At 65.5% G+C, this 23838-nt stretch carries 20 protein-coding genes and 2 tRNA genes; 15 read left to right on the forward strand and 7 right to left on the reverse strand.

Features of this window, described 5'->3' with window-relative positions; genetic code table 11:
• Window positions 1–37 precede the first annotated feature (37 nt).
• Together A5906_RS19140 and A5906_RS41490 are read right to left on the reverse strand one after the other, a co-directional pair.
• Window positions 38–1135: an autotransporter outer membrane beta-barrel domain-containing protein gene (locus tag A5906_RS19140; protein ID WP_136615344.1), complete on the reverse strand. Its 1098-nt coding sequence runs from the start codon at window positions 1133–1135 to the stop codon at window positions 38–40.
• A 333-nt stretch (window positions 1136–1468) separates the two neighbouring features.
• Window positions 1469–1738 (reverse strand): hypothetical protein, encoded by a 270-nt coding sequence (locus A5906_RS41490; protein WP_136615345.1) that lies wholly within the window; start codon window positions 1736–1738, stop codon window positions 1469–1471.
• 15 nt (window positions 1739–1753) lie between these two features.
• Here A5906_RS41490 and A5906_RS42600 point away from each other — a divergent pair, with 15 nt between their 5' ends.
• From A5906_RS42600 to A5906_RS19155, 3 genes are all read left to right on the forward strand, one after another.
• Window positions 1754–1897 (forward strand): hypothetical protein, encoded by a 144-nt coding sequence (locus tag A5906_RS42600; RefSeq protein ID WP_161495408.1) that lies wholly within the window; start codon window positions 1754–1756, stop codon window positions 1895–1897.
• A 160-nt stretch (window positions 1898–2057) separates the two neighbouring features.
• Window positions 2058–4187, forward strand: coding sequence for a caspase family protein (locus tag A5906_RS19150; protein ID WP_161495409.1), 2130 nt, complete (start codon window positions 2058–2060; stop codon window positions 4185–4187).
• Window positions 4188–4203: 16 nt separating this feature from the next.
• A complete protein-coding gene (locus A5906_RS19155; protein ID WP_080136937.1) occupies window positions 4204–5700 on the forward strand; it encodes a caspase family protein in 1497 nt (498 codons plus the stop codon).
• Between the two features lie 100 nt (window positions 5701–5800).
• On the opposite strand, the gene A5906_RS19160 is transcribed toward A5906_RS19155, so the two are convergent.
• Window positions 5801–5877 (reverse strand) — tRNA-Asp (locus A5906_RS19160).
• 236 nt (window positions 5878–6113) lie between these two features.
• Here A5906_RS19160 and A5906_RS19165 point away from each other — a divergent pair.
• Both A5906_RS19165 and pepT read left to right on the forward strand, forming a co-directional pair.
• Entirely contained in the window at window positions 6114–6458 is a 345-nt protein-coding gene (locus A5906_RS19165; protein WP_080136938.1) for an HU family DNA-binding protein, read from the forward strand.
• Between the two features lie 117 nt (window positions 6459–6575).
• Window positions 6576–7826: a peptidase T gene (pepT, locus tag A5906_RS19170; protein WP_080136939.1), complete on the forward strand. Its 1251-nt coding sequence runs from the start codon at window positions 6576–6578 to the stop codon at window positions 7824–7826.
• Window positions 7827–7886: 60 nt separating this feature from the next.
• On the opposite strand, the gene A5906_RS19175 is transcribed toward pepT, so the two are convergent.
• Window positions 7887–8777 carry a hypothetical protein gene (locus A5906_RS19175; RefSeq protein ID WP_080136940.1) on the reverse strand — a complete coding sequence of 297 codons (891 nt, stop codon included), beginning with the start codon at window positions 8775–8777 and terminating at the stop codon, window positions 7887–7889.
• A gap of 443 nt (window positions 8778–9220) precedes the next feature.
• Here A5906_RS19175 and A5906_RS19180 point away from each other — a divergent pair, with 443 nt between their 5' ends.
• The 9 genes from A5906_RS19180 to A5906_RS19220 all read left to right on the forward strand — a co-directional run bounded on the left by A5906_RS19180 (window position 9221) and on the right by A5906_RS19220 (window position 21674).
• Entirely contained in the window at window positions 9221–9577 is a 357-nt protein-coding gene (locus A5906_RS19180; protein WP_080136941.1) for a hypothetical protein, read from the forward strand.
• Window positions 9578–9692: 115 nt separating this feature from the next.
• On the forward strand, window positions 9693–10091 hold the full coding sequence (locus A5906_RS19185; RefSeq protein WP_080136942.1) for a FixH family protein: 399 nt from the start codon (window positions 9693–9695) through the stop codon (window positions 10089–10091).
• A complete protein-coding gene (locus tag A5906_RS19190) occupies window positions 10088–11518 on the forward strand; it encodes an efflux RND transporter periplasmic adaptor subunit (RefSeq protein ID WP_080136943.1) in 1431 nt (476 codons plus the stop codon). The genes A5906_RS19185 and A5906_RS19190 overlap by 4 nt, the downstream gene beginning before the upstream one ends.
• Window positions 11515–14670, forward strand: coding sequence for an efflux RND transporter permease subunit (locus tag A5906_RS19195; RefSeq protein WP_080136944.1), 3156 nt, complete (start codon window positions 11515–11517; stop codon window positions 14668–14670). Before A5906_RS19190 ends, A5906_RS19195 begins: the two co-directional genes overlap by 4 nt.
• 199 nt (window positions 14671–14869) lie before the next feature.
• Window positions 14870–15178: a hypothetical protein gene (locus A5906_RS19200; RefSeq protein WP_167523498.1), complete on the forward strand. Its 309-nt coding sequence runs from the start codon at window positions 14870–14872 to the stop codon at window positions 15176–15178.
• 56 nt (window positions 15179–15234) lie between these two features.
• Window positions 15235–16509, forward strand: coding sequence for a divalent metal ion exporter subunit IhpA (ihpA, locus tag A5906_RS19205; RefSeq protein ID WP_080136946.1), 1275 nt, complete (start codon window positions 15235–15237; stop codon window positions 16507–16509).
• Entirely contained in the window at window positions 16506–17483 is a 978-nt protein-coding gene (gene ihpB, locus A5906_RS19210) for a divalent metal ion exporter adaptor subunit IhpB (RefSeq protein ID WP_080136947.1), read from the forward strand. The genes ihpA and ihpB overlap by 4 nt, the downstream gene beginning before the upstream one ends.
• Window positions 17476–20688 (forward strand): divalent metal ion exporter subunit IhpC, encoded by a 3213-nt coding sequence (ihpC, locus tag A5906_RS19215; protein WP_080136948.1) that lies wholly within the window; start codon window positions 17476–17478, stop codon window positions 20686–20688. Before ihpB ends, ihpC begins: the two co-directional genes overlap by 8 nt.
• Window positions 20689–20690: 2 nt before the next feature.
• On the forward strand, window positions 20691–21674 hold the full coding sequence (locus A5906_RS19220) for a cation diffusion facilitator family transporter (RefSeq protein WP_080136949.1): 984 nt from the start codon (window positions 20691–20693) through the stop codon (window positions 21672–21674).
• A gap of 129 nt (window positions 21675–21803) precedes the next feature.
• On the opposite strand, the gene A5906_RS19225 is transcribed toward A5906_RS19220, so the two are convergent.
• Window positions 21804–22664 carry a class I SAM-dependent methyltransferase gene (locus tag A5906_RS19225; RefSeq protein WP_080136950.1) on the reverse strand — a complete coding sequence of 287 codons (861 nt, stop codon included), beginning with the start codon at window positions 22662–22664 and terminating at the stop codon, window positions 21804–21806.
• A 126-nt stretch (window positions 22665–22790) separates the two neighbouring features.
• Here A5906_RS19225 and A5906_RS19230 point away from each other — a divergent pair.
• A tRNA-Val gene (locus tag A5906_RS19230) sits at window positions 22791–22867 on the forward strand.
• 126 nt (window positions 22868–22993) lie between these two features.
• Here the strand turns inward: A5906_RS19230 and A5906_RS19235 are convergent.
• A complete protein-coding gene (locus A5906_RS19235; RefSeq protein WP_080136951.1) occupies window positions 22994–23398 on the reverse strand; it encodes a GFA family protein in 405 nt (134 codons plus the stop codon).
• 69 nt (window positions 23399–23467) lie between these two features.
• Window positions 23468–23838: S16 family serine protease (locus A5906_RS44700; RefSeq protein WP_283807708.1), on the reverse strand; the 371-nt coding region annotated here is incomplete at its 5' end.

Here is a 23838-nt window from a genome sequence, read left to right on the forward strand (position 1 = left end):
GCATGGCGGGCATCTGTCCTCGGGATATCAGGCGACGCTACCAGGTATAGCGAAGGCCGGCCTGCGTACCGACGATCGACGTTCCAAGGCTATTGACCGCGGGTGAGCTCGGCACGGTGATACTGCTGCCATGAACTTCGAGGAAGGATGACAGCTGCGGCGTCCAGAGCACGTTGATCTTGCCCGAACCGCGATAGCCATAGGTGCCGATCGCGGTGGCAACGGGGACCGTGCCTCCGATGACGCCGGCGCCGCTCGAGTCGACGATCCTGTAGTACTGACCCGAGATCGACGGCTGGACCGTGAAGCCCAGCCACTTCGTCTCGAAACCGGCGCGCGTGCCACCGTGGAATTCGGTCGAGTCGCCCGTCTTGCTGCCGAAATTGGCGGTATAGCTCTCCGAATAGGTCACCCCGACCGTGGGCTCGATCCACACGGTGTAAGGGAAGTCGAACCGGTATTGGCCGTTCCAGGTATAGGCCATGCCGCTACCATCACCGGACGCGCCAACGGCCAGGTTGGTCGTGGTGTGGGTCCAGCTTGCGAGTGCGGTGAAGTCGGCCGAGAAACCGCCGTTGATGTAAGACAGCGTGCCGGAGGTCGATGGAATTGAGCCATCGGCCGTCACTCCGCCATTCGCGAAACTGTGCGACCACGAGTGGGAGCCGGTCCCGATGAAGGTCAACGCGTCGGTTGCCGTGAAGATGCCGATCTTGGTCACATCGACCGCGCCGGTCACCGTCGCCACGCTGACCTCGACCCCGGTCGCTTGCGCCCTGTCGCCACTGCCGACCAGGTTCGCGCCGTAAAGCCAGGCCGCCGGGGGCGGTGCTGCAAGCGCCGGAGCCTTGGCGTAGGCCAGCGCGCCGAAGGGATTGCTGACACCCCTGGACGCGAACGGATCGCGGCGATCGAAATCCGACTCCTCGCCGCTGAAGCGCAGCGTTCCCGGAGGCGCAATAACCCTGCGATGCTGGATCTGATCGCGAACGTTCTGGATGATGTTCTGGATGACGTTGGTGACGACTTCTCGCGGAATATTGGCTGACTGAGCCGACGCGGGTCGCGTCGTAAACAAACTAAGCAAAGCAAGAACGGCAAAGGCAAAGCCGTGACGGAAAATTCCTGGCCTCATGGTATTTGAATAGCCCCTATTGATTTAGCCCCGAGCGCTGGCGAGAGATTCGATCCCGCGCGCCTTGATGCGGGAAACTATTTGCGTGGCCTCCACGGCGTCTTCACCCATTTGGGTGAATCGGGCTGCGCGTGCATCAAACGCTCCCGCCTGATGCTCATTTGCAACACTTTCTCCGCCCTCGTTGCGCGCGGCAGGGCCGCACCGCGTCTTTCGGTTGAATACGCGTGGACATCTACAGCTACGTCCGTGGCGGATGGCACCTGCGAGATGAGCGGAATCGCGGCATCCCGCTCATGCAAAAATTCGGCGTGGTCGATGATCTGGACATTTTCAATCCCGATACGATGTCACCGTGCGGTTTCGCTTCTTCGTGACACGACGCTGCGTTGCCGCCGGGCTCAGCTCCGTGCTCTTCGAGGGCTTGCCCGCTTCCTGTGTCTGCTGTGCCCGGATGTGTCGCCGCACATCCTCACGAACGTTCTGAATGATCGACTCCCGTGACGACTCGGCCGGATCATCGCAGCGGGCCACGCTGCACAAAGCCACGAGAAGCGGGAGGGCCAGAATCGACGCGCGGGCAAAATTCACTGTCCTGGTCATCGGGAGTCTCCGACCTTGACCGCTGCTCACCATCAACACCGGCGCAACACGATTGGTTTCACCTTCGCTGCGTGCAGCTTCTTGGTCGAAGCAGACGCCATCCCGGTTCACCCTGCAGCGCAGGCCTTTGATGTCGTCATCCAGCTCCTCTTGATGTAGAATCCACAACGAATGCCCATGTGCGCTTTTTTCCTATCTTTCGATTTCTGAGTTTCCGCTGATGCCTGATCATTTCAGGATCCGTACTTTCGCAGCCTCACCTCCCGCGTTCAGATTGCGGGATCTGGCGCGCCGGATCGCAATTTTCGGCGTCGCAGCCTTGTCGACCCTCGTTTCGATGCAGGCGCAGGCCACGGCGGACGACAGAATCGCGCTCGTCGTCGGCAACAGCGACTATCGCAAGGTCCCAAAGCTCATCAACCCGGCCAACGACGCCGCCGACATGGCGACGTCGCTCGGCCGGCTCGGATACTCGGTCCGGCATCTCGCCGACCTCGACTACAATCATTTCCGGCAGGCCCTGATCGAATTTGGCAATGCTGCGAAGACGGCCGACAAGGCGGTGATCTTTTTTGCCGGCCACGGCGTCGAAATGGACGGAAAGAACTGGCTGATCCCGGTCGATGCCGAGATCAAGTCCGAGGTCGACGTCTATGCCGAAGCGATCAATCTCGAGACCTTGATCGATATCTCGGTGATGCCGAAGATCATCGGCCTCGTGGTTCTCGACGCCTGTCGCAACGACCCGTTCGAAACGACGAAGGCCGCCGCGGGACGCGCGCTGTCACGATCATCCAAGGCGGCGACTGGGCCGGCGGTCGGCACGCCCGGCCCCCCGACGCCGCTTGCGGCCGGCGCGCGCGGCCTCGCCCCTGTCGAGGTGAGCGACAACGTGCTTGTTGCCTTCGCGGCCGCTGCCGGCACGACGGCGAGCGACGGTGCCGGGCGCAACAGCCCCTATTCCGGCTCGCTCCTGCGCCACGTCGAAACGCCGCAGCTCGAGATCAACTATCTCTTCCGGATCGTGCACGACGAAGTCCGGAAGGAGACCGGGACGCAGGAGCCTGCGATCTACGGGACGCTGCCGAAGGGCGACATCTATCTCAACGGCGAATCCGCCGTCGCAACCAGCGACGGCGGAGCAGACGCCGAGCAGGTCGCCTGGGAGTTCGTCCGCTCGACCAACGAGATCGCGACCTTGCGCCGTTTTGCCCAGCAATTCCCGGCGAGCGCGCATACGGGCGAAATCGACCAGCGGATTGCGCAGCTGCAGGCCGCTGAAGCAAACGCCTGGACGATCGTCGAGCGACAGAAGTCGCTTGCGGCCTACCGTGCCTATCTGGATCTCTATCCGTTTGGCGAGCATGTCGAGATCGCCCGGATCACGCTGACCTCGCTCGAGAAATCGGCCAAGCCCGGCCAGACCGCCGGACAGATCGACATGCCCGGTCCGCCGCCGGCGGGGTATCAGCTCGCCTCGGCCGAGACCACCGCCGGCAGTTCGGAATCGATTGAGAAGGCATGGGATATCCTGAAGGAATCGCGCGATAAGAGCGTAGTCGGCCGGTTTGCCGAACGCTATCCGAGCGCGCGCCAGAACCGCCTGCCGCCGGGCAGCGACCTTGCACTGCGACCAGTCAATTCCACTGAACTGATGCTGCGCACCGCGCAGGACAGCGACGTGAACGCCTGTTTCGACGGCGATGCCGGGGCATGTGCCAGATCCATCAAGAAATACCCCGACTACGTCCAGCTTCAATTCCAGCTCTGCCGGTCCAAGGGCAATCCCAGGGGATGCATGATCAACGCGGTGGCCGAGGCGCGCAGACGCGGGCTCCTCGTCTCCGCCTACACCCGCTCGGAAGAGGAGAAGGTTCGCAATCGCGAATATCGGCGGGTCGTTGCCCGCGTGAACCAGAATGTCGGTAACGTGGTCAGCGGCGTCGTCAGCAACGTGGTCGGCAATGTGGTCAGCAATGCCGTTTCGACTGCGGTCAGCAATGCCGCATCGAGCGCAGCCAGCCGGGCGGCATCGCAGGCGGCATCAGCCGCAGCCGGCAGAGCGGCCTCTTCGGCCGCGTCATCCGCAGCGTCGAACGCCGCCGGTCGATCAGTCTCGAATGCCGCGTCAAGCGCAGCCAGCAGAGCGGCGTCCGCTGCCGCCTCGAATGCCGCGAGCCGCGTCACCATTCCGTCCGACGTCCGCCTCAAGGAGGACATCACGGCACTCGGCCGGACCGGTGATGGTCTCCAGCTCTATCGCTACCGATACAAGGGTGATGCGACGTTCTATGTCGGCGTGATGGCGCAGGAGGTCGCGCGGCAGGCTCCCGCGGCGGTATCAACGGGAGTGGACGGGTTTCTGCGCGTTGACTATGGTCTGCTCGGCCTCGATTTCCTCACCTACCGCGAGTGGATGAGGCGGCAGCTCCATTCGGACATCGACTAAGGGACGCGACCTCATCTTGCGCTGGCTGGCACTGTTCATTGCCATCGGGGTCCTCTTCGACGCCGAAGCAGAAGCTGCCGGCAGCCGTGTCGCGCTCGTCATTGGAAACGCTGGCTACGCGAATGCGCCGCGGCTCGGCTCGCCCGTCAACGACGCCGAGGACATTGCCGCAGCTCTCGTCGGCCTCGGCTTCGACGTCGATCTGCGCAAGGACGCGACCATCGGCGACCTGCGCGCGGGACTCGGCGCTTTCACCGAGAAGTCCGCCGGCGCGGACATCGCGATCTTCTATTTTGCCGGATACAGCGCGGCCGCCGGCGTCGGCGGTTACCTGATCCCAGTCGATGCGCATCTCGCGACACCCGAGTCGGCCAGCGCAGAGACCATTCCCCTGCCTGTCGTGACCGCCAGTGCGGCGCGGGCCCGCAGGCTGGGCCTGGTGATCCTGGATGCCATGAGAGAGAACGCGTTTCCTGCCATGCCGGACGGCCGCCGCAGCGCCTCCCCCACCTCGGCAGGGAGCGCACCGATCCGCAACACGCTGGTGTTCTTTCCGGCGGAGCCGGGTCGAATTGCGGAAGAAGGCGAAGGCCGCAACAGCCCTTTCGCCGCGGCACTCCTGAAATATCTCCCCAAGGCCGACCTCGAGATCAACTTCTTGTTTCGCAACGTTCGCGATGACGTCCGGCTGGCAACGCGCCGGAAGCAGACGCCATACATGTATGGCCAGCTCTCCAAGGACAGGATCTATCTCAATCCCGTCAAGCAGGTCGTCCAGGATGATCCCGCCCTCATGCAGCGCTGCGACAATTTCGTTGCCGCGTTGCCGGATGCGAGGGCGATCGGCGTCGAGCAGAGCGAAGCACGCGACGACACAAAGGCGGCTGGAGCGGTTGCGGCGTGCTCGGATGCGGTCAAGCGGTCGCCCGGGGCGGACCGGCTGCACTATCAGCTCGGGCGCTCATTGTTCGCCGCGCGCGACTACACGGGGGCGATGGCGAGCTACAGGGCGGCATCCGAACTCGGCAATCCCCGCGCGCTCTACGAGCTCGGATTGATGTACGACAGCGGCAACGGCGTCGAGAAAGATCCCGAGCGAGCGCGCTTCTATTTTGAGATGGCCGCCGAGAGGAAGGTTGCTCCGGCGCTCGTCAGCCTCGGCCTGCAGCAGGAGCGTGGAGTAGGCGCGGCCAGCGACCCTGCAAAGGCCTATGCGTTCTACCGGCGGGCCGCCGATCTTGGCGATGCGACCGCGATCAACAGGATGGGCGAACTTGCCGAGAAAGGACTGGGGACCAGGCAGGACCTGAAACTGGCCCGGGCACTTTACCAGAAGAGCGCCGCGATGGGCGGGCTCGATGCCATGGTCAATCTCGCCCGATGCAACGCCAACGGAATCGGCGGCCGGCAGGACCATCCCGAGGCCAGGCGGCTCCTGGCCAAGGCGGCGCAGGCCGGCAGCGCGGACGCACGGCGCATCCTTGCGCATATCGAGGACTCGAAGCCGAAATAAGCGAATTCTGGCCGGGTGGGGAGCGACAGCCTTGAACAGCAGCCCAAGCGGCGCCTTGGCGGCTCAAAAGACAGCAACTGTTTGATCTATTTGCCAAAAATGGCGCGAGAGACGGGGCTCGAACCCGCGACCTCCGGCGTGACAGGCCGGCGCTCTAACCAACTGAGCTACTCCCGCGTGACGCGTATGTGTCCGCGCGGAACGAGGGGGGAATTAAAGGCGGGACCAGGTGAAGTCAAGGACGTTGGTACCTAAAGCTGGAATACTCCCGTTCCGCCGCGATCGCGCGCGGGGGCGGCCCCCTCCACGTCCCGCGACGTAGTCAGTTCGGTCCCGAATCGTCTACGCCTTCCGTCACTTGCGCGGTTCCGAGGCCCTCGCCCCGTGACCGCCTGGAATCGAGGAGGCCAGACATGGCTAAGAAAGACTTGGCTAAGAAGGACTCGGCTAAGAAGGACTCGGCTAAGAAAGCAGCCGCTTCTGCCACCATCACGCTCAAGCACCTCGCCGCCGATATCGCCGAGAGCCAGGACCTTTCCAAGAAGCACGCCGAGGCCGTCCTGACCGACATGGTCGATTTGATCACCAAGCACTTGAAGAAAGGCGACCGGGTCCGCATCGTCGGCCTCGGCATCCTCCAGGTCCGCAAGCGCGCCGCCCGCACCGGCCGCAACCCCGCCACAGGCGAAGCGATCCACATCAAGGCCAGCAAGAAGGTCGCCTTCCGCCCGGTGAAGGAACTCAAGGAGGCGATCTGAGGTGACGTTTCATTAAGCCTGATCGGATTCGTTCCCGGCCGCATCTCGGCCCGCTTTTCTGATATACCGCCTGCGTCCCCAAGACCTGCTCCCAGAAGCCCGGCGGTTTGACCAGAAATGTCCTCCCTCTCCTTTTCGCATACCGTGACCGAGCGCTTCCTGCGCTACGTCACCATCGACACCCAGTCCGATCCGGAATCCCCCAGCTCGCCCTCGACCGAGAAGCAGAAGGATCTCGGCCGCGTGCTCGCCGCCGAGCTGAAGGCCATGGGCGTCGCTGACGCCCATCTCGACGATTACGGCTATGTCTACGGCACCATCCCGGCCAACACCGACAAGAAGGTGCCGGTGATCTGCTTCTGCTCGCACATGGACACTTCGCCCGACGTCACCGGCAAGGACGTCAAGCCGCAAATGGTGAAGAACTATCGCGGCGGCGACATCGTGCTGCCGGGCGACACCAGCCAGGTGATCCGCTTCGCCGAGCATCCGGCGCTCAAGAACCAGATCGGCAACGACATCATCACCACCGACGGCACCACGCTGCTCGGCGCCGACAACAAGGCAGGCGTCGCCGAGATCATGGATGCCGCGCATTTCTTCATCAACAATCCCGACGTGAAGCACGGCACCATCAAGATCCTGTTCACGCCGGACGAGGAGATCGGCCGCGGCGTCGACAATGTCGATCTGACCAAGCTGGGTGCCGACTTCGGCTACACCATGGACGGCGAGAGCGCCGGCAGCGTCGAGGACGAGACCTTCTCGGCCGACGGCGCCACTATCACCATCAACGGCGTCAGCGCCCATCCCGGCTATGCCAAGGGCAAGATGGAGCACGCGATCAAGATCGCGGCCGCCATCGTCGAGCGGCTGCCGAAGGAAGGCTGCTCGCCCGAGACCACCTCGGGCAAGCAGGGCTTCCTGCATCCGATCGGCATCGACGGCGCGCTGGAGCAGGCGACACTTGCCTTCATCGTGCGAGACTTCACCGAGGAAGGGCTGAAGGAGAAGGAGGCCCTGCTCGAGGGCATCGTCAAGGACGTGATGAGGGACTTTCCGCGCTCGACCTACAAATTCGAGGTCAGGGAGCAGTACCGCAACATGAAGCAGGTGATCGACCGTCACCCGCACGTCCTCGAATACGCCATCGAGGCGATCCGTCGCGCCGGCCTGCGGCCGATGCGCACCGCCATCCGCGGCGGCACCGACGGTTCCCGCCTGTCCTTCATGGGCCTGCCCTGCCCCAACATCTTCGCCGGCGAGCACGCCTTCCACTCGCGCCTCGAATGGGTCAGCCGACAGGACATGGAGAAGGCGGTGCAGACCATCGTCCATCTGGCGATGATCTGGGAGGAGAAGGCGTAGGCCTCCCTTGAAACCATGCGCCAACATGGCCGGGCTTAATCCCGGCCATGTTCTTGAGCGCTACGACACCGGCATCGGACGCGGGCTGCGATGGAAGCGGTTCGAGCTCGCCATCCAGTTCGGCAGCGGCGCTCCATCGCGGTGACGTCCGCCGGCGACCGCTGCAGCCCAGGCCACCGCTGCGCCGATCAGGGCCGACGCCGCCACCGAGAACGCAACGATGACGGAGTTGCGCCGCGCGCGGTTGATCGCCGTCCGCGCGTCGGCGATCAGGGCGTCGACCCGACGCTCGGAATCGGCCGCCGCCAGGCCCGTCAGCGCCGTGACCTGCTGCACGAGATAATTGCGATCGTCGAGCGCGACTCCGCTGTGGCTCGATGACGTCATCAGGATTCGGCCAGCCTCCGCGCGGGCTTCCCGCATGTCGGCGGGAGGCCGCCGCGGCGCACGGAACAGCTTGTCGAGCTCATAGCTGAGCAGCGGCTCGGCGGACGACGCGTTGCCGCTCGAGCTGCGCATCGGCGAACGGTCGATCGCGGCCGCACCGATGATCGCCAGCAGTGCAGCTCCTATCAGCACGGCTAGAGCCCAGCACGTCAGCCCGTGCAGCCCGTCCCGCCGCTCGGCGTCGTCCTCGACTGAGGTCAGCGCGGGCGCCGGCCGCGCCGTCCGGCCGGCGATGTAGCCGCCGAAGCCGAAGCTGATGATCGCCTGTATGATCAGATACAGCCCTGACAGCAACGCCAGCGCCGCCGACGCATCGCGCCAGGTCGGCGACGCCGAGCTGACCCCGAGGCCGATGGCGACGCCAAAGCCGATCAGGATGAACGACATCGCGCCGGCGGCCAAAGCGCCTGCGATCACCGAACCCCACTGAATGGTCCGGCGCTCCTCGGCGTCGACGAGGCCGCCTTCCATCACGTCTTCCCGCACAAGAGTTTCGATTGCCATCGTGGTTCTCTCAGCGCAGGCCGAAGAACGACAGGATCGCCATGATTACGACGATCAGGCCGATGAGATAGATCAGTCCGTCCATAGTCCATCCTCCTCAAACACTCCGAACCGCTAATGAGGGGGGATGACAAACGTTCCTAATTTCGGGCCGTCGATGGAACGAACCGCTAGAATGCGCATTGTCCGTTCAAGTCCCAAGGATGAAGATTGTGAGCACATGAGGCCCCGGCCGGTCAGTCCCGGCTGGGGTCTTCTCGCGCGTGCATGTGCACCATCGCGTTCCCCACAACCGCAATGGCCGTTGCTCTTCGGCGCGCGGGATCGCGCCCTAACATGGTACCCGCCATCGTCCGAGACGGTTAACCCACCAGTGCGCCCTGCTCGCACACTCGTGAACCGCCGCACTTTCCAACGTTGCCTGCGTGTGAGAATGTGGCGGCATGATTGCTCGTCGCATCCTCAGGCTCGTGCTCGCGGTCCTCGTGACCGCGGGGCTGATGGCTGCGCCGCTGGTGACGCCGTCGGCGGCACATCCGATGGCGAGCGACATGCAGATGACCGACGCGCAGGACATGTCGGCCGACATGCCCTGCTGCCCCGACGAGCGGAACAGCAAGCAGTGCCAGGACTGTCCGCTCCTCGCGATCTGCGCGCTGAAGGTGTTGCAGGAGGGACCTGGGGTCGCGACTGTAACCGTCAGTCCGCGGGCGGTCGAGCAACTCCGGCCGCTCGATGATATCATTGCTGACGGGCTCGTCCGGCCTCCTCCGGATCATCCACCTCGATCGATCGTCTGACAGGCGCCCAGGCGCCTGGTGAACATGCGTGCCGCAACCGGCGCGCATCGCGGCCTGTCGACCCGCAACATTTCGTTGCGTGCGGCTCCACCAGTCCCATCGAGGAATTGAAATCATGACAACGTCCAACCTCGCGCGCGCCGCCATGGCCGCGCTGATCGCCGCTGCGTTCGCCACCGCCGCGCGCGCCGAGATCAAGAACTACGAATTCCAGCTCGTGCAGCCAACCGTCAAGGCCGGCGCCGATCGCGTCGTCACGGTGCGACTGGTGGACAAGACCACCGGCAAGGCAGTACCCGACGCGGTGATCTTCGCCACTCGGCTCGACATGGCACCCGACGGCATGCAGGAGATGGCCACCAAGGTCATGGCGATGCCGGGCACCGAGCCCGGCACCTACCGGTTCAAGGCGACCTTCGGCATGGCCGGCCGCTGGCAGCTCTCGCTCGGCGCCAAGGTGCAGGGCGAGACCGGAACGGTCGAGAACAAGCTCGTCGTCACGGCCGAGAAATGACCCGCCGCCTCCTGATCGGCACTGCCGCTGCGATCCTCGCCGCGGCAGGTGTCATGCCGTTCGCGGGGCTGCGACAGCAGTCGCGTGACAGCTTCATCGTATCCGCGGCAAACGCTGCGGATACGGCTGCCCCGATCTATTACCAGGACCCGGACGGCAAGCCGCTCTATTCGCTGTTCCCTGAGAAGACCAAAGACGGCCGCGACTACCGTGCCGTCCCTGCCGGCGCGGACATCAGCTTCGACGAGCCCGAGCAGCCCGCGGAGATGACGGCGGCCGACCCCAAGCCAGAGCAAAAAAGCGATCGCAAGATCAGATATTACCGCAACCCGATGGGCCTGCCCGACACCTCGCCGGTGCCGAAGAAGGATTCGATGGGGATGGACTACATCCCCGTCTATGACGGCGACGACAGCGACGACGGCTCGGTAAAACTGTCGCCCGGCAAGATCCAGCGCAGCGGCGTCAAATCGGAGCCGGCCGAGCTGCGCCGGCTGCGGACGCTGGTGCGCGCCCCCGGCACGATCCAGCTCGACGAACGCCGGGTCTCGGTGATTGCCATGCGCGCCGAGAGTTTTGTGCAGAAAGTCGCCGACGTCACCACCGGAAGCCGCGTGACCAAGGGGCAGCCGCTGATGGAGATCTACAGCCCTGCGGTATCGTCCGCAGCGGCCGAATATCTCGCGACCATTACGTCGAAGACGACGGCAGGCATCGAGCCCTACGGCCGCGGCTCGCGCCAGCGGCTGGTCAATCTCGACGTTCCCGAACCCGTCATTGCCGAGATGGAGAAGAGCCACACGGTCCCGATCACCATCCAATGGTCGTCGCCGCGTGACGGCATCGTGCTCCAGCGCAATGCCATCGACGGCATGCGCGCCCAGCCGGGCGACATCCTGTTCCGAATCGCCGACATCTCGCTGGTGTGGGCCACGGTCGACGTCGCCGAGCGCGACCTCGGCGGCGTCGCGGTCGGCCAGGGCGTGACGGTGCGCGCGCGCAGTTATCCCGGCCGCGATTTCAAGGGCCGGATCAGCGTGATCTACCCGCAGCTGAACAAGGAGACGCGTACGGCCAGGATCCGGATCGAGCTCGCCAACACCGACCTCGCGCTGCTTCCCGACATGTATGTCGACGCCGAGATCGATACCGGCAATCCGGCACCGGTGCTCAGCGTCGCCGAAAGCGCGGTGCTCGACACCGGCAGCCGGCAGGCCGTCCTGGTCGACAAGGGACAGGGCCGCTTCGAGCCGCGCGAGGTCAAGCTCGGGCGACGCGGTGACGGTTATGTCGAAATCCGCGACGGCCTTGCCGAGGGCGACGCCATCGTCACCTCCGCCAACTTCCTGATCGACGCCGAGAGCAACCTCAAGGCGGCCCTCAAGGGCCTCGCCGATGGCGGCAGCGCCATGGGAGGCAAGCCATGATCGCGCGCATCATCGCCTGGTCGGCACGCAACCTGCTGCTGGTGCTGTTCGGCACCGGCTTTGCCACTGCTGCCGGCCTCTATGCCCTGCTGCATCTGCCGCTCGATGCCATCCCTGACCTCTCCGACACCCAGGTCATCGTCTACACCGAATATCAGGGACAGGCGCCGCAGGTGATCGAGGACCAGGTTACCTATCCCCTCACCACCGCGATGTTGACGGTGCCGAAGTCGAAAGTGGTGCGCGGCTTCTCCTTCTTCGGCGTCTCCTTCGTCTACGTCATCTTCGAGGACGGTACAGACATCTACTGGGCCCGCTCGCGCGTGCTCGAATTCCTCAACGGCGCCGCGTCGCGGCTGCCCGCAGGCGTCACGCCGACGATCGGACCCGACGCCACCGGCGTCGGCTGGGTCTACCAATATGCCGTGATGTCCAAGGAGTTGAACCTCGCCGAGACCCGGACGATCCAGGACTGGAATCTGAAGTTCGCGCTCGCCAAGGCGGAAGGCGTGGCGGAGGTCGCCAGTGTCGGCGGCTTCGTCCGGCAGTACAACGTCATCCTCGATCCGCAGCGGATGCGCGACCTCGGCATCACCATGCAGAAGATGCGCGAGGCCATCCGCGCCAGCAATGCCGACGTCGGCGGCCGCACCGTCGAGCTGTCCGAGTTCGAATATGTCATCCGCGGCAAGGGCTATCTGAAAAGCGTCGACGACCTCGGCAACATCGTGCTGAAGACCGACAACGGAACGCCGGTCAAGCTGCGCGATGTCGCCCGCGTCGAGCTCGGGCCGGACGAGCGGCGCGGCATCGCCGAGCTCAACGGCGAAGGTGAAGTGGCGAGCGGCATCGTGCTGCAGCGCTTCGGCATGAACGCGCTCGACGTGATCGAGAACGTCAAGAAGCGGTTCAAGGAGATCGCGACGAGCCTGCCGAAATCGGTCGAGATCTTCCCGGTCTACGACCGCTCCAACCTCATCAAGGCCGCGATCGACACGCTCCGGCACACGCTGCTCGAGGAGAGCATCGTGGTGGCGCTGGTCTGCATCGTGTTCCTTCTGCATGTCCGCAGCGCGCTGGTCGCCATCCTGATGCTCCCGGTCGGTGTGTTGATGGCCTTCGGGGCCATGAAGCTGCTTGGGATCGGCTCCAACATCATGAGCCTCGGCGGCATCGCGATCGCGATCGGCGCCATGATCGACGCCGCTATCGTCATGATCGAGAATGCACACAAGCATCTCGAGCGCGCCCAGCCCGGCCAGTCGCGGGTCGCGATCCTGACCGAGGCCGCCGCCGAGGTCGGGCCGGCGCTGTTCTTCAGCCTCCTCATCATCACCGTCTCGTTCATGCCGATCTTCACGCTGGAATCGCAGGAGGGCCGTCTGTTCAGCCCGCTCGCCTTCACCAAGACCTTCGCGATGGCGGCGGCGGCATTGCTGTCGGTAACGCTGGTGCCGGCGCTGATGGTGATCTTCGTCCGCGGCAAAATCATCCCGGAGCACAGGAATCCGATCAACCGCTTCCTGATCTGGATCTACCGTCCGGTGATCTCAGGGGTGCTGAGGGCGCGGATCCCGGTCATCCTGCTCGCGCTCGGCGTGCTCGCCGCCTCGACCTGGCCGGCGGGCCAACTCGGCTCCGAGTTCATGCCGAACCTCAACGAAGGCACCCTGCTCTACATGCCGACGACGCTGCCCGGCATCTCCGTGACCAAGGCGGCCGAGCTGATGCAGACCCAGGACCGGATCATCCGCTCGTTTCCGGAAGTGGCGTCGGTCTACGGCAAGGCCGGCCGCGCGGCCACCGCGACCGATCCGGCGCCGTCGGAGATGTTCGAGACCATCATCGACCTCAAGCCGAAGGAGCAATGGCGCACGGGGGTGACCATCGACAGCCTGATCGCCGAGATGGACAAGGCCCTGCAGTTCCCCGGTGTCTCCAACGCCTGGACCATGCCGATCAAGGCGCGCATCGACATGCTCTCGACCGGCATCCGCACGCCCGTGGGCATCAAGGTCATCGGCACCGACCTCGTCGGGATCGACAAGCTCGCCCGGCAGATCGAGCAGGTGCTCAAGGCCGTGCCGGGCACGTCCTCGGCTTATGCCGAGCGCAGCCTCGGCGGCTACTATCTCGAGATCACGCCGGACCGCGAGGCGCTGTCGCGCTACGGCGTCATGGTGCAGGACGTGCAGGACACCATCGCCACCGCGCTCGGCGGCCAGACGGTGACGACGACGGTCGAGGGCCGCCAGCGCTTCACCGTCAACATGCGCTATCCGCGCGACCTGCGCGACAATCCGAAGGCGATCGCCAGCGACATCCTGGTGCCGATGCCGGGCGGCGGCGCCGTCCCACTCGGCGAAGTCGCCAGCGTCACGCCGGCGCGCGGGCCGACCTCGATCCGGACCGAGAACGGGCAGCTCGCCACCTACATCTATGTCGACATCCGCGACCGCGACCTCGGCGGCTATGTCGCCGATGCGCGGGCGGCGGTGCAGGCGAGCGTCCCTTTCCCGCCCGGCTATTACGTGGTCTGGAGCGGACAATACGAATATCTGGAACGTGCCACCGCGCGGCTGAAGATCGTGGTGCCGGTGACGCTGCTGATCATCTTCCTGCTGCTCTATCTCAACTTCCGCTCGATCACCGAGACCATGATCGTGATGCTGTCCCTGCCCTTCGCGCTCGTCGGCGGACTCTGGCTGATGTGGTGGCTCGGCTTCAACTTCTCGGTCGCGGTCGCGGTCGGCTTCATCGCGCTTGCGGGCGTGGCGGCCGAAACCGGCGTGGTGATGTTGATCTACCTCAACCACGCCCTCGCCGAAACCGAAGCGCGCTGCGCGCGCGCCGGCCGCGCCCTCGCCCGCGCCGATCTCGACCAGGCCATCATGGAAGGCGCGGTCGAGCGAGTCCGTCCGAAGATGATGACCGTGGTTGCGATCATGGCCGGCCTGCTGCCGATCATGTGGAGCAGCGGAACGGGATCGGAGATCATGCAGCGTATCGCCGTGCCCATGATCGGCGGCATGATCTCGTCGACGCTGCTGACGCTGATCGTGATCCCCGCCATCTTCGGCCTGGTGAAGGGTTTTGGGCTGCGCTCGGGCGACGTTGTCGCGTCCGAGCAAATTCGGGAGGCGGCCGAATGAGCCGCATATGTTGCGAGCCGGTCGCAGTCGCATCAGCCGTGTGCGGCTGCGACGTTGAGTTCCCCACACGTAACACGATTGCGGGTCGACACTGTTCCTGCTGCCATGCTAGGCCAGCCGGATCGACAGCAAGAGTGAATTCGTGGTCCCGAACCGCCGGCCCTTCAGACTGAGCTTCACGCGCAACTGGCGCGGACTCATGGCCGTATTCGTCACTGCCATGTATCTGCTCTCCGGCGTCTTTCACGGCGCTTTTGACATCGATGTGACCAGCCCGGCCGGCGGCTCGGAGATCGCCTTGATCCTCGATGATGCTGCGGCCGGAGATAAGGGTCACAAGGCCGTTGCCGACCATCACTGCCATGGCTGCTTCTCAGTTGCCGTCGCACAGGTGGTCCAGCCGGCGGTTGCCACCGATGTGCTGAACGCGCCGGTTCCGCAGCAGCAACCTGCGCTCATCAGTGTTGCACCCGACACCGACTCACCGCCTCCAAAACGCCTGACCTGAACGGATCAGCCGGGTGCCTGCGCGCGCCCATCGGTTCTCCTTCACAGGTCTTTTTCATGTTTCGCAGACGAACGGCGGCGCGCGTCGCGTGCGCGCTGGCTATTCTCATCAGCCCGCCCCTGGCGCTGACGTCACACGCCCAGACGCTGACCATGCGCGCGGCGCTCTCGCGCGCGCTGGCCGCGAGCCCGCGCCTCACGGCGGCGGAGCGCGATGTCGGCATCGCCACCGGCCAGCGCATCCAGGCCGGTGCGCTGCTCAATCCGGAACTGTCCTACGAGCAGGACAATTCGCTCGGCTCCGGCATCTATCGCGGCACCAGATCGGCCGAGACCACGCTCCAGATCAGCCAGGCCTTCGAGTTGTTCGGCAAGCGCGACGCCAGGATCGCCGCCGGACAGGCCGGCGTCGAGGTCGCCGCGATCCAGCGCAAGGCGGTCAGGCTGGAGGTGCTGTCGGAGACCGCGATTGCCTTCCTCAGTGTGCTCGGCGCGCAGCGGCGGATCCAAATCCTCGACGAGCAGGTCGACGCGATCGACCGGCTGACGCCGCTGCTGCGCCGCCGCGTCGAGGCAGGCGCCTCGTCCCCGGCCGAGACCGGCCGCGCCGAGGTCGCCTCCGCGCTGGTGAAGGCCGACCGCGAGCGTCTCAAGGCGACGCTGGCGAGCGCCCGGCGCGAGCTTGCGGTATTGATGGGCGATCCCTCGGCGAAATTCGGCGAGGTCTCCGGCCGCCTCGACACCACGGGGCGCCCGCCGACATTCCAGTCGGTGGTCGCCGCCATCGATGCCAATCCGCAACTGGTACGCTGGACCGCGGTCTATGCCCAGCGCAATGCCGAGTTGCTGATCGCGCGTCTCAAACCCCATCCGGACGTCCGGATCGCCGCGGGTTGGCGCCATTTCAACGAGACCAATGACGACGCTGTGCGCCTGACCGTCTCGGTGCCGATCCCCGTGTTCGACCAGAACCAGGGCAACATCCTCTCCGCGCAGGAGAGCCTCGCCAAGACCAGGGCCGAGCGCGAGGCCAACCGCAACACGCTGATCGTGATTGCCGGCCGTGCCTATGACTCGCTGCAGGGCTCGCTGCGCGAGCTTGCGGTGCTGCGCGAGACCGCCATCCCCAAGGCCGTCGAAGCGTCCGAGGCGATCTCGCAAGGCTACGGCCAGGGCCGTTTCACCCTGCTCGAAGTGCTTGACGCTCAGGCGAGCGTCACCCAGGCGCGGCTGCGCGAGCAGGAAGCGCTGCAGAATTTCCACGCCGGTGTTGCGACCATCGAAGGCCTCGTCGGCAATCCCTTTGCGCTGGCCCGGGAGAGCGCGCGATGAAGACATCCTCCACCCTCGTCGTTGCCGTCATCGCGGCCGCCCTCGGCGCCTACGGCTATTCCATGCTCGCGCCAGCAAAGGTCGCGTCAACCGAGCATGCCGCGGAGAAGAAGCCGGAGAAGCCGAACGACCATGTCGAGCAGGACGAGCACGGCGCCGACCGCATCCGCATCTCCGACGTCAAGCTGGCTGCCGCCGGCGTGACCTTGGCGGAGGCCGCAGGCGCGACGCTGACCCAAACGCTGTCGTTCAACGGCATCCTGCGCGCCAACCAGGAGGCGGTCGTTCAGGTCACGCCGCGCTTTCCCGGAATTGCAAAATCGATCCAGAAGCGCATCGGCGACAGGGTCGTCAAGGACGACCTGCTCGCCGCGATCGAGAGCAACCAGAGCCTCACCGTCTACGAGCTCAAGGCGCCAATCGCCGGCACCGTGATCGAGCGGCAGATCTCGCTCGGCGAATACGCGTCCGAGCAGAAGCCGGCCTTCGTCGTCGCCGACCTTTCCTCCATCTGGGTCGACCTGTCGATCTACCGGCAGGACCTGAAGCACGTTCGCATCAACGACGAGGTGCTGATCGATCCCGACGACGGCCGCGGCGAGATCAAGGGCACGATCTCCTATATGGCGCCGATCGGCTCGAGCGAGACCCAGACCGCGCTGGCGCGCGTCGTGCTGCCAAATCCCGACGGGCGCCTGCGTCCCGGCCTGTTCGTCACGGCGCGGCTGATCCTCGCCGCGCGCAACGTCGCGGTCGCCGTGCGGCGAAGCGCGATCCAGACCTTGGAGAACAAGACCATCGTGTTCGTCCGCGAGGACGGCGACAAGATCGAGGCGCGCCCCGTGGAGCCTGGCGATGCCGACCCGAAATTCGTCGAGATCCGCGCCGGCCTGTTGGCCGGCGAGCGCTACGTCGCCGAGAACAGTTTTGTGGTCAAGGCGGAGATGGGCAAGGGAGGCGCCGATCATGATTGACGCCATCCTCGCCTTCGCGGTCCGCCAGCGCTGGCTCGTGGTCCTGTTCACACTCGCGGCCGGTGCCCTCAGCGCTTGGAATTTTACGCGGCTGCCGATCGACGCGGTCCCCGACGTCACCAACGTCCAGGTCCAGATCAACACCCGCGCACCAGGCCTGTCGCCGCTCGAAGCCGAGCAGCGCATCACCTTCCCGCTCGAGACCGCGATGGGCGGCTTGCCCAGGCTCGACTACACCCGCTCGATCTCGCGCTACGGCCTGAGCCAGGTCACGGTCGTGTTCCAGGACGGCACCGACATCTATTTCGCCCGGCAGCTCGTCAACGAGCGCATCCAGCAGGCCAAGGACCAGCTTCCTGCAGGCACCGAGGTCGCGATGGGGCCGATCTCGACCGGGCTCGGCGAGATCTATGTCTACTCGGTCGAGGCCAGGCCGGGTGCGAAGTCGTCGACCGGCGCCGGCTTCACGCCGACCGAGCTGCGCACCATCCAGGACTGGATCATCAAGCCGCAGCTGCGCACCATTCCCGGCGTGGTCGAGGTCAACTCGATCGGCGGCTATGAGCGGCAATTCCACGTGCTGCCGATCCCGGGCCGGCTGATGGCCTACAAGCTCGGCTTCCGTGACATCATGACGGCGCTGGCCGCCAACAATGCCAATGTCGGCGCCGGCTATATCGAGCGCAATGGCGAGCAATATCTGGTCCGCGCCCCCGGCCAGGTCGCCAATATCGAGGACATCAGGAACATCGTGATCGGCTCGCGCGGCGGCGTGCCGGTGCGCATCCGCGACGTCGCCGAGGTCCAGGAGGGCCAGGATCTGCGCAGTGGCGCTGCGACCACCAACGGCAACGAAACCGTGCTCGGTACAGCCATGCTGCTGATCGGCGAAAACAGCCGTACCGTGGCCCGGCGCGTGAAAGCCAGGCTCACGGAGATCGCGAAATCGCTCCCCGACGGCGTCATCGCGCGCGCGGTCTACGACCGCACGCATCTGGTGGAATCCACCATCCAGACGGTCGAGAAGAACCTCGTCGAGGGCGCGGCGCTGGTGATCGCGGTGCTGTTCCTGATCCTCGGCAACTTCCGCGCCGCGCTGATCACGGCCTGCGTCATCCCGCTCTCCATGCTGTTCACGATCACGGGCATGGTCGAGAGCAAGGTCAGCGCCAATCTGATGAGTCTGGGCGCGATCGATTTCGGCATCATCGTCGATGGCGCCGTGATCATCGTCGAGAACTGCCTGCGGCTGCTCGCCGCCGAGCAGCACCGGCGCGGCCGGCTGCTGACGCTGGATGAACGCCTCCAGACTATCCGCGCCGGCGCCAGCGAGGTGATCAAGCCGAGCCTGTTCGGCACGTTGATCATCGCCGTGGTCTATCTTCCGGTTCTCACCCTGACCGGGACCGAAGGCAAGATGTTCACGCCGATGGCGTTGACGGTGCTGATGGCGCTCGCCGGCGCGGCGCTGCTGTCGATCACCTTCGTCCCCGCCGCGGTTGCGATCCTTGTCACAGGCAAGGTCTCGGAGACGGAAAACGTCTTCATGCGGGCGGCCAAGCGGCTCTATCTGCCGCTGCTCGAGCGCGCCATCCACTATCGCGGCAGCGTCGCGTTCGGCGCCGTGCTGATTGTCGCCGTCAGCGTCTTAGCCGCGACACGCATGGGCGGTGAGTTCATCCCGAACCTGGACGAAGGCGACATCACCATCGAGACCATCCGGATTCCCGGCACCAGCCTGACCCAGAGCGTCGACATGCAGTTGCGGCTCGAGAAGGCGGTGACGCAGGTGCCGGAGGTGGCGACCATCTTCTCCAAGGTCGGCACCGCCGAGATCGCCAACGATCCGATGCCGCCGAACGCCGCCGATACCTATGTCACGCTGAGGCCGCGCGAGGAATGGCCCGATCCCGCCAAACCGAAGAGCGAGGTGATCGAGGAGATCGAACGGGCGGCCAACACCCTGCCCGGCACGGCCTATGGCATGACCCAGCCGATCCAGATGCGCTTCAACGAGCTCATCGCGGGCATCCGCAGCGACGTCGGCGTCAAGATCTTCGGCGACGATCTCGACGTGCTCGCCGGCATCGCCCAGCAGGTCAACGGCGTCGTTCGCGGCGTCGAGGGCGCCGCCGACCTCAAGACCGAGCAGATCGCGGGCCTGCCGATCCTCACCGTCAAGCTCGACCGCCAGGCGCTGTCACGTTATGGCCTCAGCCTCAGCGAGGTGCAGACCCTCGTCGAGATCGCGATCGGCGGCAAGCCGGTCGGCAAGCTGTTCGACGGCGATCGGCGCTTCGACATCGTTGTGCGTTTGCCGGAAAGCCTGCGTGCCGACCCCGATACGATCAAGTCGCTGCCGATCCCATTGCCGCCGGGCGAGGACGTCGCTTCCGTCACGAAAACCGCCTGGCCGGGGACACCAGCGGCGACACCGCGCTACGTGCCGCTCTCTTCCGTCGCGGCGATCGAGATCGCGCCGGGCCCCAACCAGATCAGCCGGGAAAACGGCAAGCGCCGCGTCGTGGTGATGGCCAATGTTCGCGGGCGCGATCTGCGCTCCTTCGTCGCCGAGACGCAGGCCGCCGTGGCGGAGAAGGTCAAGCTGCCGCCGGGCTACTGGATCGGCTGGGGCGGTCAGTTCGAGCAGCTGGTCTCGGCCACGAAGCGGCTGACCATCGTGGTGCCGGTGGCGCTGTTCCTGGTATTCCTGCTGCTGTTCATGGGCATGGGATCAGCGGCGGATGCGGCGCTGGTGTTCTCCGGCGTGCCGCTGGCGCTGACCGGGGGCATCGCCGCGCTGCTGCTGCGCGGCATTCCCCTGTCGATCAGCGCCGGAGTCGGCTTCATCGCGCTGTCGGGCGTCGCCGTGCTCAACGGCCTCGTCATCATCGCGTTCATCGAGCGGCTGCGCAGCGAGGGGCGATCCGTTGCGGAGGCCGTACGCGAAGGTGCGGTGACCCGCCTTCGCCCGGTGCTGATGACAGCACTCGTCGCCTCGCTCGGCTTCGTGCCGATGGCGCTTGCCACTGGTGCCGGCGCCGAGGTGCAGCGGCCGCTCGCGACCGTGGTGATCGGCGGCATCATCTCCTCGACCGTGCTGACACTGCTGGTGCTGCCGGCGCTCTACGTGCTGTTCCGGCGTGACGCGGCAAGCGAAACGCCTACAATGGCGCCCGATTTGGCTGAAACCTGGGAGCGTTAGGTTTGGGCAACCACGACCATCACCATCATGATTATGCAGGCCATTCGCATGATCACGGCCATGAGCATGACCACGGTCATGATCATGGTGTTGGCCATGCGCATGTCCATGCCCCCGCCAGCTTCGGCAAGGCGTTCGCGATCGGGATCACGCTCAACACCGCGCTGGTCGTGGCCGAGGCGGTCTACGGCTATATCGGCAACTCCACAGCCCTGCTCGCCGACGCCGGCCATAACCTTTCCGACGTGCTCGGCCTGGTCGTGGCCTGGGGCGCATCGATCGCGGCAAAGCGCGCGCCGAGCGGCCGCTTCACCTACGGCCTGCGCGCCTCCACCATCCTGGCCGCGCTGGCGAATGCTGTCTTCCTGCTGGTTGCGACCGGTGCGATCGGCTGGGAAGCGATCTTGCGCCTGCGCGAGCCGGAGCCGGTCGCGGGCGTCACCGTGATGGTGGTCGCCGGCATCGGCATCCTCATCAACGGATTTACCGCCATGTTGTTCGCCAGCGGCCGCAAGGACGACATCAACATCGAGGGCGCCTATCTGCATATGGCCGCGGACGCCGCCGTCTCGTTCGGCGTGGTGGTCTCGGCGGCGCTGATCATCTGGACCGGCTGGCTCTGGCTCGATCCCGTCACCAGCCTCGTCATCTGCGCCACCATCCTCTGGAGCACGACCAGTCTGTTGCGCGGTTCGATCGACATGTCGATGGCGGCCGCGCCCAAGGGCACCGACCTCACTGCGATCAGGGCGCTCCTGCTGGCGCGCCCCGGCGTGTCCGCGATCCACGATCTCCACGTCTGGCCGATCTCGACCACCGAGACCGCGCTGACCTGCCATCTCGTGATGCCCGCAGGCAGCGGTGACGCGTTCCTGATGGAGACGGCGCAGCAGCTGAAGGCCTCCTTCCGCATCGGCCACACCACGCTCCAGGTCGAGACGCATCCCGACAATGGCTGCGCGCTGGCGCCGGATGATGTGGTGTGAAGGGGCACAGGCCCATCCACGTCGTCATTGCGAGCGTAGCGAGGCAATCCAGACTATCTCCGCAGAAACGGCCTGGATTGCTTCGTCGCAAGACCTCCTCGCAATGACGGTGTGGTGACAGCGTCGCCCCTACGCCACCTTCGCCGTCACGATCCAGATCGCGCCCTGCAGCGCCACGCTCTGCCCCTTCAGGAACGGCGCGAGCGTTTCGCGGATCGAGGCTTTGGCGGCCTCATAGGTTTCCGGCGGATGGCCCTGCAGCGCGCGGCTGGCCGGGCCAATCTGGAGCGAGCCGTCGACCGCGGCGTCGAGACCGCCGCCGATCGCGATGTCCATTGCGAGGTTGTGCGGCTCCATTGCCACATCGACGAAGCCAGCGCCTTTCAGGATACGCATCACGCGCTCCTCTGAAGCAAAGGCGAATGGACCCGGCTCCTCAGGCCCGACCGGCGGCATTTTCGGCACGTGCTTATAGACCGCCATCAGCGGCGCCATCATCCACGGGTTTTCCTTAGGCTCGCGCCAGCAGGCAAAAGCGAGCCGTCCCGAGGCCTTCAGCGCGCGGCGGAGATTGGCGAAGGAGGCGACAGGATCGGCAAAGAACATGACGCCGAAGCGTGAGGCGAGCAGATCAAAGCTCGCCGGCTCGAACGGATGCACCGTCGCATCGGCCAGCAGGAAATCGAGCGGCAAATCCTTCGGCGCCAACGCACGGGCCTGCGAGAGCATGGGATCGGAGATATCGAGCCCGAGCGCGAAGCCATTTGGTGCCACTGCCTTCGCGAACGCCACCGTCGTGGCACCGGAGCCGCAGCCGACATCGATCACGCGCTCGCCCGGTTTTGGTCCGGCGCGTTCGATCAGCACGTCGGCGATCGGCCCAAGCAGCTTTTCCTGCGCGACATGGCGATCGGCCCAGCGCTGCCCGCTGGGGCCGTTCCAATAGGCGATTTGGTCGGCGTTCTGCTCGTGTCCGCTGGGCTGTTGCATTGAGGCCTCTCGCTTTGCCGGCGGGTGATACCACGCCAGGAGCCGATCGAGGGGTCAAATGAACGCGGTTTGCTACGCGACCACCCCTTGCTCCTTGCCCCGCCGGAGGGCTAAAGAGGCGCGGTGGGGCGGTTAGCTCAGCTGGTTAGAGCATCTCGTTTACACCGAGAGGGTCCGCGGTTCGAATCCGTGACCGCCCACCAGCCTTCGCCCGCTTCGAGGGCTACGGCTTGGCAAGCCAGCCAAAACGCGCACTGTCGCGAAGCGGGCGAAGGCTGCCACGCCGACGCCGAGCAGGCGAAGGCGGGCTTCTCATCCCCAAAGCCAGCTCAATCCCGCGGCCGTCCCGGCAGCAGCGGCACGGCGTCGATCCACACCGCCGCCGACTGGCACCAGATCTGCCTGGAGGGCCGCAAAGCGTCGCGCTGGCGGATGGAGCCCCAGCGGATGCCCCAATCATCGGCCTCCTCGCCCTCGCCGCTCGTGAACAGCGGGGAACCGCAGTCGGCGCAGAAATGCTGGAAGCGCATCCGGCCGTTGTCGCCGCGCTTGCCGTAGGTCTTGGGCGCGCCGGCGGTCAGCCGGACGTCGGCCTTGGTGCAGATCGCGGTCACGCGGAACGGCGAGCCGGTCAGCGTCTGGCAGTCGGTGCAGTGGCACACCGAGACCGCATCGGGGTCGATCTCGGCCTCGAAGGTGATCTTCCCGCAATGGCATTGCCCGTCGATCCGCATCGCCCTCTCCCGCCGCCGAAACAAAAACGGCGCCCGAAGGCGCCGTTTTATCATCTTTTTCGCTTGAGATCAGTGAGCGGTCAGGCCGCCGGCGGCTTCATCGCCGTCCGGCTTCACCGTCACCTTGGTGTCCTCTTCCCAGACGATCGGCACCGGCTTCTTCACCAGCGCCTTGGCGACGACGTCGTCGAGGCGCGAGACCGGGATGATCTCCATGCCGCCCTTGATCGCATCGGAAATCTCCGTGAGATCCTTGGCGTTGTCCTCGGGGATCAGCACCGTCTTGATGCCGCCGCGGGCCGCAGCCAGCAGCTTCTCCTTGAGGCCGCCGATCGGCAGCACGCGGCCGCGCAGCGTGATCTCGCCGGTCATCGCGACATCGTGGCGGACCGGGATGCCGGTCATGACCGAGATGATCGCGGTGGCCATGGCCACGCCCG

Origin of the sequence: Bradyrhizobium sacchari, assembly GCF_002068095.1 — a bacterium.
Lineage (GTDB): Bacteria > Pseudomonadota > Alphaproteobacteria > Rhizobiales > Xanthobacteraceae > Bradyrhizobium > Bradyrhizobium sacchari.